This window comes from Mycobacterium sp. (assembly GCF_008709575.1).
Classification (GTDB): Bacteria; Actinomycetota; Actinomycetes; order Mycobacteriales; family Mycobacteriaceae; genus Mycobacterium.
In genome coordinates this window covers 1-12193 of sequence record NZ_VYIK01000037.1, presented here as the reverse complement: position 1 = coordinate 12193, position 12193 = coordinate 1, and the positions used below count along the sequence as shown (strand labels likewise).

At 67.0% G+C, this 12193-nt stretch carries 10 protein-coding genes; 8 read left to right on the top strand and 2 right to left on the bottom strand.

Annotated elements, in window-relative coordinates:
- Positions 1–9 precede the first annotated feature (9 nt).
- The 3 genes from F6Q13_RS10110 to F6Q13_RS10100 are packed head-to-tail and all read left to right on the top strand — an operon-like array spanning position 10 to position 3102.
- On the top strand, positions 10–1809 hold the full coding sequence (locus F6Q13_RS10110) for an ABC transporter substrate-binding protein/permease (protein WP_293055771.1): 1800 nt from the start codon (positions 10–12) through the stop codon (positions 1807–1809).
- Positions 1806–2540: an amino acid ABC transporter ATP-binding protein gene (locus F6Q13_RS10105; RefSeq protein ID WP_293055769.1), complete on the top strand. Its 735-nt coding sequence runs from the start codon at positions 1806–1808 to the stop codon at positions 2538–2540. The genes F6Q13_RS10110 and F6Q13_RS10105 overlap by 4 nt, the downstream gene beginning before the upstream one ends.
- Positions 2541–2595: 55 nt before the next feature.
- Positions 2596–3102 carry a MarR family winged helix-turn-helix transcriptional regulator gene (locus F6Q13_RS10100; protein ID WP_293055766.1) on the top strand — a complete coding sequence of 169 codons (507 nt, stop codon included), beginning with the start codon at positions 2596–2598 and terminating at the stop codon, positions 3100–3102.
- Positions 3103–3144: 42 nt separating this feature from the next.
- Here the strand turns inward: F6Q13_RS10100 and leuS are convergent, their stop codons facing one another.
- The gene (gene leuS / locus F6Q13_RS10095; protein ID WP_293055763.1) at positions 3145–6042 is read right to left on the bottom strand and encodes a leucine--tRNA ligase; all 2898 of its coding nucleotides are present in this window, start codon (positions 6040–6042) and stop codon (positions 3145–3147) included.
- A gap of 186 nt (positions 6043–6228) precedes the next feature.
- Between leuS and F6Q13_RS10090 the strand changes: the two genes are divergently transcribed.
- Positions 6229–7059: an LpqN/LpqT family lipoprotein gene (locus F6Q13_RS10090; RefSeq protein ID WP_293055760.1), complete on the top strand. Its 831-nt coding sequence runs from the start codon at positions 6229–6231 to the stop codon at positions 7057–7059.
- 12 nt (positions 7060–7071) lie between these two features.
- On the opposite strand, the gene F6Q13_RS10085 is transcribed toward F6Q13_RS10090, so the two are convergent.
- Positions 7072–7674 (bottom strand): YqgE/AlgH family protein, encoded by a 603-nt coding sequence (locus F6Q13_RS10085; protein WP_293055757.1) that lies wholly within the window; start codon positions 7672–7674, stop codon positions 7072–7074.
- Positions 7675–7803: 129 nt separating this feature from the next.
- Between F6Q13_RS10085 and F6Q13_RS10080 the strand changes: the two genes are divergently transcribed.
- The 4 genes from F6Q13_RS10080 to F6Q13_RS10065 all read left to right on the top strand — a co-directional run bounded on the left by F6Q13_RS10080 (position 7804) and on the right by F6Q13_RS10065 (position 12142).
- Positions 7804–9087 carry an MFS transporter gene (locus tag F6Q13_RS10080; protein WP_293055832.1) on the top strand — a complete coding sequence of 428 codons (1284 nt, stop codon included), beginning with the start codon at positions 7804–7806 and terminating at the stop codon, positions 9085–9087.
- A gap of 9 nt (positions 9088–9096) precedes the next feature.
- The gene (locus tag F6Q13_RS10075) at positions 9097–9876 is read left to right on the top strand and encodes a TIGR03084 family metal-binding protein (RefSeq protein WP_293055754.1); all 780 of its coding nucleotides are present in this window, start codon (positions 9097–9099) and stop codon (positions 9874–9876) included.
- 303 nt (positions 9877–10179) lie between these two features.
- Entirely contained in the window at positions 10180–11673 is a 1494-nt protein-coding gene (locus tag F6Q13_RS10070; protein WP_293055751.1) for a PE-PPE domain-containing protein, read from the top strand.
- 145 nt (positions 11674–11818) lie between these two features.
- On the top strand, positions 11819–12142 hold the full coding sequence (locus F6Q13_RS10065; protein ID WP_293055748.1) for a hypothetical protein: 324 nt from the start codon (positions 11819–11821) through the stop codon (positions 12140–12142).
- Positions 12143–12193 lie beyond the last annotated feature (51 nt).

Below are 12193 nucleotides of genomic sequence, written 5' to 3'. Positions count from 1 at the left end.
CTTGCGGTTATGGGTTCCACGGCGGGCCGCAGCGTGGCCGCAAAGGTGTTCGCGGTGATCGCTGCGACGCTGCTGGTCTACAGCCTCGGCTGGGCCGCGCCCGTGGCTGCCGACGCCAATCAGTGCGCCCCCTCCGGTAAAGAGGGTGCGATCGCGCTGCCGCGCAAGCTGGCCACCGCCAAACGCCCGCACGAGGACAAGTACACGACCGCCGACGTCGAACCGCTCCGCTCGGTCAATATCGACGCGCTGGGACTGCGCACGCCCGGCACCCTGACCGTCGGTACGCTGTCCCAAGCCCCTCCGACCACCTGCATCAGCCCGCGCGGACGCTACACCGGATTCGACAACGACCTGCTGCGCGCGATCGCACGGAAGCTGGGCCTGCGGGTCGTGTTCATCGGCACCGATTTCTCCGGGCTGCTCGCCCAGGTGGCCGCGCGGCGTTTCGACGTCGGCTCGGCCTCGATCACCGCGACCGATGCGCGCCGCCGTACGGTCGGCTTCACCAACGGGTATGACTTCGGTTACTTCTCGCTGGTGGTGCCGTCCGGCTCACCCATCACGGGCTTCGACGATCTGCATGCCGGACAACGCATCGGCGTCGTCCAGGGCACCGTGGAGGACGCTTACGTCGTCGACAACCTGCACCTGCAGCCGGTCAAGTTCCCGGATTTCAGCACCGTCTACGCCAGCCTGAAATCGCGGCAGGTCGACGCCTGGGTGGCGCCCGCGCTCGAGGCGCTCAACGCAGTGCGTCCGGGTGATCCCACCGCCATCGTCGGGCACACGTTCAGCCTCGGCAACTACGTCGCCTATGCAGTCGCCAAGGAAAACCAGGCGCTGATCGCGGCGCTGAACTCCGGGCTGGACGCGGTGATCGACGACGGCACCTGGTCGCAGCTGTACACCGATTGGGTTCCGCGTCCGCTGCCGCCGGGGTGGAAGCCCGGCTCCACGGCGGCGCTGACTCCCCATCTGCCCGACTTCGCCGCCATCGCCGAGCACAATCACCGGGTGGTCGACGAGCCGCCCCCGCCCCGGTCGACGCTCGCCCAGCTCCGGGAATCGTTCTTCGACTGGGACCTGTACAAGCAGAGCCTGCCGGTGCTGCTGATGACGGGGCTGCCCAATACGCTGATCCTGACCGTCAGCGCCGGCGTCGTCGGGCTGGCGGTCGGCATCGTGCTGGCCGTCGCGGGCATCTCGCGCGCCCGATGGCTGCGCTGGCCGGCCCGGGTGTACACCGACATCTTTCGCGGCCTGCCCGAAGTCGTGATCATCTTGCTCATCGGGCTCGGCGTCGGGCCGATCGTGGGCGGACTGACCAACAACAATCCTTATCCGCTCGGCATCGCCGCACTGGGGCTGACCGCCGCGGCCTACGTCGGCGAGATTCTGCGCTCCGGTATCCACAGCGTGGAGCCGGGCCAGCTGGAGGCCGCCCGCGCACTGGGCCTCAGCTACCCGACCGCGATGCGGCTGGTGGTGATGCCCCAGGCGATCCGGCGCGTGCTGCCGGCGCTGGTCAACCAGTTCATCGCGCTGCTGAAGGGGTCCACGCTGGTGTACTTCCTGGGTCTGGTCGCCGGTCAGCGCGAGTTGTTCCAGGTCGGCCGCGACATCAACGCGCAAACCGGCAGCCTGTCGCCGTTGGTGGCGGCCGGCTTGTTCTACTTGATGCTGACCGTTCCGCTGACCCATCTGGTGAATTACGTCGACCATCGGTTGCGGCACGGGCGGTCCGCGCCCGAGCAGCAGGACCATCTCGATCCGGTCGCTACGGTATCGGGCGGGGAGATGACGTGAACGCCCGGTCGGTGTCGTTGGTCGGCAAGGATATCCACCTGACATTCGGGCGCACTGCGGTGCTCCGCGGCGTCGATATCGGCGTGCCGGCCGGTAGCACGGTAGCGGTGATCGGCCCGTCGGGTTCGGGTAAGTCGACGTTGCTGCGCACGCTGAACCGGTTGCACGAGCCCGATCGCGGCGACGTCCTGCTCGACGGGCGGTCGGTGTTGCACGACGATCCCAACCTGTTGCGCCAGCGCATCGGAATGGTGTTCCAGCATTTCAACCTCTTTCCGCACCGCAGCGTGCTGGACAACGTCATGCTGGCGCCGCGCAAGCTCAAAGGCCTCTCGGTCGAGTCGGCCCGCGAGTTGGCGCTGTCGCACCTGGATCGGGTCGGCATGCGGCACAAAGCCGACAGTCGTCCCGGCTCGCTGTCGGGCGGGCAGCAGCAACGGGTGGCGATCGCGCGGGCACTGGCGATGGCACCGCAGGTGATGCTGTTCGACGAAGCCACCTCGGCGTTGGATCCGGAACTGGTGAAGGGCATCCTGGCGCTGATCGCCGAACTCGGCGCCGACGGCATGACGATGATCGTGGTTACCCATGAAATGGGTTTTGCCAGGTCAGCCGCCGAAACTGTGGTCTTCATGGACCACGGAGCGGTGGTGGAGAGCGGCCCGCCCGAGCAGATATTCGAGGCGGCTGAAACCGAGCGGCTGCAGCGGTTTTTGTCTCAGGTGCTGTGACAGCGCTCCCCATTTACCGGGCCGATGCGCGCCTAACAGGTTAGACTAGCGAATTATGGCGGAACGTGAAGCCACCGTGCCGGAAGTGACGCAGTTGGCTGAAGGGCTTCACCGCACGCTCTCCAAGCTGTTCGCCATCCTGCGCCGCGGTGACCACAGCCCCGGCGCCGCAACAGCGGGCGAATTGACGCTGGCGCAGTTGTCGATCCTGGTCACGCTGCTCGACCAGGGCCCGATCCGGATGACCGATCTTGCCGCCCGGGAACGTGTCCGCACTCCCACCACCACCGTGGCGATTCGGCGGCTGGAAAAAATCGGCCTGGTCAAGCGGTCGCGTGACCCGTCTGACCTGCGCGCGGTGCTGGTCGACATCACCCCGCGTGGACTCGCGGTGCACCGTGAGTCGCTGGCCAATCGGATCTCCGCGCTGGCCGCGATGCTCAGCCGACTCAGCGAGGCTGATCTTGACACTCTGACCAAGGCGCTCGCGCCGCTGGAACGCTTGGCCTCCAGCGAGCCGGCCGGCTCCCCCGACGCCGAGCCCGGGCCCACGCCGGGCTGACGTCGCCGGACTCCAAGTGCTGCTCGCGGTGACCGCTGGTCGTCAGACGACCAGGTTGACCAGCCGACCGGCCACCACGATGACCTTCTTGGGCTCCGTACCGTCCAAAAACGCCTGCACCTTCTCGTCGGCCAGCGCGGCCGCCGTCACGGTATCGGCGTCGGCATCGGCCGCCACCACGACCTTGCCCCGCACCTTGCCGTTGACCTGCACCGGGTATTCGACGGCCTCGGAGACCAGGTAGGCCGGATCGGCCACCGGGAACGGGCCGTGCGCCAGCGACATGGCATGGCCCAGCCGCTGCCACAACTCCTCGGCCAGGTGCGGGGCCAGCGGGGCCAGCATCAACACCAGCGGCTCGACGGCTGCCCGCGGCACCCCCGCACGATGCCGTTTGGTGAGGTGGTTGGTGTACTCGATCAGCTTGGCCACCGCGGTGTTGTTACGGAGCGAGGCGAAATCCTCCGAGACGCCGGCAATGGTGCGGTGCAGCACCCGCAGCGTCTCCACGTCCACCGCCGTGTCGTTGTCCACCTGCGTCGTGCCGGTCTGCTCGTCGACCACCAGCCGCCACACCCGCTGCAGGAATCGGTATGCGCCGACAACGTCCTTGGTGGCCCATGGACGCGACGCCTCCAGCGGGCCCATGGACATCTCGTACACGCGCAGCGTGTCGGCGCCGTAGGTGTCGCAGATCTCGTCGGGGGACACCGAATTCTTCAGGCTCTTGCCGATCTTGCCGAATTCCTGGAACACCTCGATTTCCCCGTCCGGCCCCGGATAGAAGAACTTGCCGTCGCGTTCGATCACGTCCGCCGCCGGAACGTAGGCGCCGCGCGCATCGGTGTAGGCGAATGCCTGGATGTAGCCCTGGTTGACCAACCGCCGGTAGGGCTCGCGGGAGCTGACCCAGCCCAGGTCGTAGAGCACCTTGTGCCAGAATCGCGCATACAGCAGGTGCAGCACCGCGTGTTCGACACCGCCGACGTACAGGTCGACGCCACCCGGGTCGTCGGGACCATGCTCGGCCGGCCGCGGACCCATCCAGTAGGCCTCGTTCTCTGGGGCGCAGAAACGCTCCGCGTTGTGCGGGTCGGTGTAGCGCAGCTCATACCAGGAACTGCCCGCCCACTGCGGCATCACGTTGGTGTCGCGGGTGTAGGGCTTGAGCCCGTCGCCCAGGTCCAGTTCGACGTGGACCCAGTCGGTTGCCTTGGCCAGCGGCGGCTCTGGAACGCTTTCGGCGTCGTCCGGATCGAACAGCACCGGTGAATAATCCGGAATATCGGGCAATTCGATGGGCAACGCGGCCTCGTCCAGCGCGTGTGGGCGACCTTCGCCGTCGTAGACGATCGGGAACGGCTCCCCCCAGTACCGCTGCCGGGCGAACAGCCAGTCCCGCAACTTGTATTCGACGCGAGCCCGGCCGCGGCCGTCGGATTCCAAGCGAGCAGTGATGGCGTCCTTGGCCGACGCCACGTCCATGCCGTCGAGGTAGCCCGAATTCACCAGCACGCCGTCTCCGGTGTAGGCCGCTTGTGAAATGTCGCCGCCGGCGATGACTTCGACGACCGGCAGGCCGAACTCGCGGGCGAATTCCCAGTCGCGCTGGTCGTGACCCGGGACCGCCATAATCGCCCCGGTGCCGTAACTGACTAAAACGTAGTCGGCGATGAAGATCGGCATCTGCGCGCCATTGGCCGGATTCGTCGCGTAACTGCCCAAAAAGACCCCGGTCTTCGCCTTGTGTTCCTGACGCTCCAGATCGGACTTCGCGGCGATGGACTGCCGGTAGGCGGCGACGGCCGCCGCCGGCGTTTTACCACCGAACGTCCAGCGCGGGTCCACCTCGTCCGGCCAGTCGGCGGTCACCAGGCGGTCGACCAGGTCGTGCTCGGGCGCCAGAACCAGATAGGTGGCCCCGAAAAGGGTGTCCGGCCGGGTGGTGAACACCTCGATGTCGACGGCCTCGCCGGCATCAGCGGTGCGTGCCGAAAACAGCACAGCGGCGCCGCTGGAGCGGCCGATCCAGTTGCGCTGCATCGTCTTGACTTTCTCCGGCCACTCCAGCACGTCCAGGTCGTCGAGCAGCCGGTCGGCGTAGGCGGTGATCCGCATCATCCACTGCGGCAACCGTTTGCGAAAGACCGGAAAGTTTCCGCGCTCACTGCGACCGTCGGCGGTGACTTCTTCGTTGGCCAGGACGGTACCCAGGCCCGGGCACCAGTTCACCAACGAATCCGACTTGTAGACCAAACGGTGCGCGTCGATCACGTCGGCCCGTTCACCGGGCGACAACATCGACCAGTCTTTGCCATCGTTCAAAGTACGCGCGCCGGAATCGAATTCGGCTATCAATTCGGAGATCGGCCGAGCTTTGTTGGCGGCGGGATCGAACCAGGCGTTGTAGATCTGCAGAAAGATCCACTGCGTCCACTTGTAGAAGTCGACGTCGGTGGTGGAAAAACTCCGCCGGGTGTCGTGGCCGAAGCCGAGGCGGCCCAGTTGACGCCGGAAATTGACGATGTTGGCCTCGGTCCGGATCCGCGGGTGGGTGCCGGTTTGTGCCGCGTATTGCTCTGCGGGCAACCCAAAAGCATCAAACCCCAACGCGTGCAAAACATTATGACCGGTCATCCGGAAGTAGCGGGCGTAGACGTCGGTCGCGATGTAGCCGAGCGGGTGTCCGACGTGCAAACCCTCCCCGGACGGATAGGGGAACATGTCCTGGACGAATATCTTGTCCTCGGGTACCGACGAGCCGTCTGCCGGCGCCAGCGACCCGACCGGGTTGGCGACGTTGAACGTCCCCCACCGCGCCCAATTATCCTGCCAGGTACGCTCGATCCGATTCGCCAGCTCCGCCGTGTAACGATACGGCGGCGCCTCGGCGTCCGCGTCGGCGGCGCCCGGGCTCGCAGCGTTGGGGGATTCGGCCACGGCACCAGGGTATAAGGGCACCGATGGCCCGCCCCGCCCGCCGTCAGCGGGTCTCGGTTCGATTGCGGACCGGTCAGTGGTTCATTCCAGGTCGGTTCCAGCTCTATTCCAGGTCTGGTAGTCAGCGGTTATGCCTGGTTACAGTCGGCCTCACCAGGTTTCGTCCCTGCGGAAGGACCGAGTCTGATGATGCGGATTGCCCGGCGGGTGGCGCTGGCAGGTGCGGGTGTGGGCGTCGGGGCCGTGATCGCGCTGGCCGGCGCGACCGCGTCGGCGGAACCGGTGCTTCCGCCGCGACCCGTCCCAGTGCCGGCCACCGCAGCGCCCCCGGCGCCCCAAACAAACCCGGCCGCGGCGGGTCAGCCGACGGCGGTCGCCCCGCCGGGGGCGCCGACGCTGCTGCCGGCCAGCTCCGGCACACTTCGTGATTACTTCCAGGCCAAAAACGTCACACTGGTGCCGCAGCAACCCCAGAACTTCAAAGCGCTCGACATCACCCTCCCGATGCCGCCGCGCTGGACGCAGGTACCCGACCCCAACGTGCCCGACGCGTTCGTGGTGATCGCCGACCGCACCGGCAACGCCAGCCTCTACACCTCCAACGCCCAGGTGGTGGTCTACAAGCTGATCGGCGACTTCGATCCCAGGGAGGCGATTACCCACGGCTACCTCGACAGCCAGCAGTTGCCGGCCTGGCGGACGACCAACGCCTCGCTGGCCGACTTCGACGGCTTCCCGTCATCGATCATCGAGGGCACCTACCGCGAGAACGACATGACCCTCAACACCTCGCGCCGCCACGTGATCACCACCGCCGGACCCGAGCATTACCTGGTGTCGCTGGCGGTGACCACCGCGGTCAGCCAGGCCGTTGCCGATGCCCCCGCCACCGACGCGATCGTCAACGGTTTCCGGGTCAGCGCCCCCGGAACCACCCCACCCGTCGCCGCTGCGGCGCCCGGCCCGTCGCCGACCGCGCCGCCGGGCCTGGCGTCAGCGGCCGCACGCCAGCGCTAGCCGGTTTGAAAGTTAGTTGCGGGCGACGTCGACCGGATGGGTCGCCAACAGCGACAGCGGTAGCGGCTGGCGGCGCAGCGCTCTGCCCCACAGATCCACTCGCGGTTCGACCAGGACGTCGGAGGGTAACGCCGACAACACAATCCAATCGTCGCGCTCGATCTCGCCTTCGAGCTGGCCGATCGTCCAGCCGGAGTATCCGGCAAAGATCCGAACACCCTCGACCAGCGGCGCGATCGTCGCCGGGTCGGCGTCGAGGTCGACCATCGCCAGGCGGCCGGCGATGTGCCGTAGACCGGGCACACCTGCTGGATCCGCGCCGACCCGCAGCACCGATAGACACAACGCCGCGTCGCGTTTGACCGGGCCGCCGATGAACATGGTCTTGGGTTTGGCCGCCAGCTTGGCCCACTGCGGCAACACGTTGTAAACAGCGGTGTCGCTGGGCCGGTTCAGCACGACACCCAGGGTGCCGCCGTCGTTGTGCTCGATGATGTAGATCACACTGCGCCGGAACGTCGGCTCAAGCAGGTCGGTGTTGGCGAGCAGCAACGTGCCTGCCCGCACCCGCTGCGCGGGCGGCGCAACATGGTCCTCGGGATCTTCCGGCGCCACCTCACCATCATGGCACCCCCGTGGCTCGCCGTAGTGAACAAACCGGAGGCTGTCCGATATTTGTACTGTGGTCTGAGCCGATCTCAGCCGCCGCTTTGCCGTTGGCGCACCGTGGAAGTAGGTTCTGTGATTGACACCCGCGCACCGGTCGCAGCCTGGCGCTCGGCGCGCACCCTGCTCGACTTCCGCAGACTGGTGGAGCTGCGGGTGGTCAGCCAATTCGGCGACGGGCTTTTCCAGGCCGGACTGGCCGGCGCGTTGCTGTTCAACCCGGAGCGGGCCACCAGCCCGTTGGCGATCGCCGGCGCGTTCGCCGTGCTGTTTTTGCCCTACTCGCTGCTGGGTCCGTGCGCCGGAGCGCTGCTGGACCGCTGGGATCGCCGGCTGGTGCTGATCTGGGCCAACGCGGGCCGGCTGGTGTCGGTGGCCGCGGTGGGTACCTTGTTCGTCGCCGGGGCGGCCGACCCCGTGGTGCTGTGCGGTGCGCTGATCGTCAACGGGTTCGGCCGCTTTGTGTCGTCGGGGCTCTCGGCGGCGCTGCCGCACGTGGTTCCGCGCGACCAGGTGGTCACGATGAACTCGCTGGCCACCGCGGCCGGTGCGATAGCCGCGTTCGCCGGTGCGAACTTCATGCTGGTGCCCCGCTGGCTTTTCGGGACCGGCGACACCGGGGCTGCCTGGATCATCTTCCTGGTCACGATCCCGCTGTCGATCGCGTTGCTGCTCGCGCGGCGATTCGTCCCGCACGCACTGGGCCCCGACGACACCGGCGGCGCAGTACCGGGATCGGTGGCCTATCTGGTGACCACGGGTTGGCTGCACGGCGTGCGCACGGTGGCGCGCAGTCCGACGGTGGCCGCTACGCTGGCCGGGCTGGCCGCGCACCGAATGGTGTTCGGGATCAACACGCTGCTGGTGCTGTTGTTGGTGCGCAACACCGATGGCGCCACGGCCGGCGACCTGAGCACCGCGGTACTGTTCCTCGCCGCGACCGGTACCGGGTCGTTTCTGGCCACTGCGGTGACCCCGCCGGCCGTGCGCCACCTCGGTCGCTACGCCACGGCCAACACCGCACTGGGGACCGCGGCAGCCGTCCAACTGCTCGGAGCCGGGCTGCACGTGCCGGTGATGATCGGCTGCGGCTTCCTCCTCGGCACAGCCGGACAAGCAGTCAAGCTCTGCGCCGACACCGCGATGCAGGTCGACGTCGACGACGCGCTGCGCGGCCACGTGTTTGCCGTGCAGGACGCGCTGTTCTGGGTGGCGTTCATCGGTGCGGTCACCGCCGCGGCGATGATCGTTCCGGTCAACGGGCAGGCCCCGCTGTTGGCGCTGGGCGGGGTGATGCTCTACCTGTGCGGCCTGGCCGCCCACGCCGTCCTCGGCCGGCAAACAGCGTCCAGCGGTCACTAAGCTATGCCCATGTCCGGTCTCGAGGCGGTCATCGCCGATCTGCGGGCCGAAACCGACGAGCTCGACGCGCTGGTGGCGCCGCTGCCCGCCCAGCGCTGGGCCACCCCCACGCCGGCCGCGGGCTGGACCATCGCCCACCAGATCGGGCACCTGTTATGGACCGACCGCGTCGCGTTGACCGCCGTCACCGACGCGGCCGGTTTCGCCGAGCTGCTCGAGCAGGCGTCCGCCGACCCCACCGGTTTCGTCGACAGCGGCGCCGACCGCGCCGCAGCCGCGCCGCCGACCGAACTACTCGCCGAGTGGCGGTCGACCCGCCTGCGGCTGCACGAGGCGCTCCGGGCGGTTCCCGACGGCCGCAAACTGCCGTGGTTCGGTCCGCCAATGAGCGTCACGTCGATGGCCACCGCACGGCTGATGGAGACCTGGGCGCACGGGCTCGACGTCGCTGACGCGCTGGGCATCCGGCGCCGCGCGACCGCGCGGCTGCGATCGGTCGCGCACCTCGGGGTCCGCACCCGCGACTACGCGTTCACCGTCAACGGGCTGACCCCGCCCACCGAACCGTTTTTCGTCCAGCTCCGCGCCCCCGACGGCGGCACCTGGTCGTGGGGCGACCCGACTGCGGCGCAACGCGTCACCGGATCGGCCGAGGACTTCTGCGCCCTGGTCACCCAGCGGCGGGCACTGAGCGCTCTCGACATCACCGCCCACGGCGCCGACGCGCAGCGCTGGCTGCACATCGCGCAGGCCTTCGCCGGCCCGCCGGGCGCCGGGCGCGGTCTTTGAACCGTTTTGAACCGCCGGCGCGCGACGCCCGCAAGGCCGACGACCCCTCATCGCTTGCACAGCAGCGTCTCAGAAAATCACTGTGCGACGTCGCCGATCGGTCGCCCGGCTCGTCGGTGCCACGCTGAGTTCCCCACCGTCGCGAGCCTGGTTGCAGCGAGAAAATCGCCCGATCTCGACCGATCCGGCGCCGCCGCTGAAAGTGCAACACCGAGTACGCGACGGCTCGGCCGCTTCTTGCTTTCTCAGCACAAACTCAGATATATTCAGGCAACTTTTCAGTATGACTGTGGGGGTCGGATCATGGCATCGGCTTTTCGCCTCAGCGTCACCGCAGGTATCGCCCTGGTTGGCGCCGGCGTCATCGTTGCGATCCCGGTGGCACCGCCGGCACCCCCTGTCGCGGTGCGCGACGTGCGGCTGACCTCCGGTGACGACGTGGGTCTGGTGGTCGGCGGCAGCGGCATTCCGATACCCCAGCTCGTCAACGACTACGTAGGTGACGCCGGCAAATTCATCGAGCTTGACAATGTGTCGCCCGAGGCGACAGATATCCACGGCGTGTTCACACCGGAGGGGCTGTCCCCGCTCTACAGCGGGGTCAAGAGCTTGCCGTTCAATGTCTCGGTGGCGGAGGGCACCACCGTGTTAGTTTCCGACATCAAAGACGAAATCGCCGCCGGAAACACCGTCACCCTCTACGGCGAGTCGCAAAGCTCCACGATCGCCGGTTTCGTGATGAGCAATCTGCAAGCCGACGACGTGCCGGCCGACGACGTGAAGTTCGTACTGGTCGCCGACCCCAGCCTGCCCGACGGCGGGATGCTGGAACGCTTCGACGGGTTGATCTTGCCGAGTCTGGGGATCACGTTTTCCGGCGCGACCCCGCCGAACACCATCTACGACACCACGATCTACACCCAGGAATACGACGGCTTCGCCGACTTCCCGCGCTACCCGATTAATTTCCTGTCCGACCTCAACGCCGTGTTGGGCATCCTCTACGTGCACCCCACCTACCGGGAGGTGATCTCCACCGACCCCAGCGCGGTCGCAGACGCGATCAAGGCGGCGCCGGATAACCCGTTGTACACCCTGAGCGCGGATTACACCGGCGACACCAGTTATTACCTGATTCCCACCCAAGAGGGACTCCCGAGTAATATACCGTCCCTCGACGACCCGCTGCCGCTGCTGCGGCCGTTCGAATCACTCCCGCTCATCGGCCAGCCGCTGGTTGCCCTGCTCAATCCGGACCTGACCCAGCTGGTCAACCTCGGCTACGACAATCCGGCCAACTACGGCTGGGATGCCGGGCCGGCCAACGTGCCCACCCAGTTCGGGTTGTTGCCGCCCTTCGACCAGATCGTCACGGCCCTGGAGAACCTGGTGCCGGGCACCGAGGAAGGCGTGACCGCTGCCATGAGCGACGTCCACACCGAAATGGCAGCGTTCATGGCGAACCCGTTGGCCGTGTTGTCGAGTGCCGCATCACCGACGGAGCTGCTTTCCGCGTTGTCGCCCGTCGACATCTTCACCGACCTCGCCAACGCCATCGAAACGCTCGCCAGCGATTTTTCGTCGGTCTACGCGCTGCTATTGCCGACGGCGGACATCGCCACCGCCCTGCTCTTCTCGCTTCCGGCCTACGACCTCAGCGTGTTCGCGGACAACATCTTCACCAATCCGCTCGACGCCGTCGGTTTGCCGGTGGCGGCCGACATCGGGTTGACCACGGTGGCAGCGGGTTTCTTGGGCTTCACCGTCCTGGAGACGCTGGCGGGCCTGGCCCCATAAACCAGGCGAGCGCGAGTCTTTGCCTCCAGCGAACTCTTGATATGGAGAGCACTTTGTCATCCCTGAAGGGCGGGGTTGTGTCAACACCGTTGTGCTCCAACGGTTCGCACTCGCAAAGAGCCATGCCCAGGTTAGGAGGTCATCGATGTCAAGCCGCAAGCATCGTTTGTTCGGACTCGGGATAGTGGCCAGCTCCAGCGCCGGACTGCTGACGCTGACCGCAATGATGAATTCGGCGTTGGCCTACGGCAGCGGGGAAGACATCGGATTGGTGATCGGCGGCAGCGGCACCCCGATCCCCGGTCCCGCTCACGTGGAAGCCGCCGACGACCTATATCTCAGCAAGGTCTACCCGAACCAGATCACCGAGTTCTACCAGGCCACGCCGGACAACCCTTACGGCAACGGCCTGTTTACCCCCGAGGGGCTCTATCCGCTGATCGGCGTCCACACCTTAAAGTTCAACTAGTGTGCCGCGCCATTAATTCGTTACATAATTGTAACGAATGAGCATCGGCGG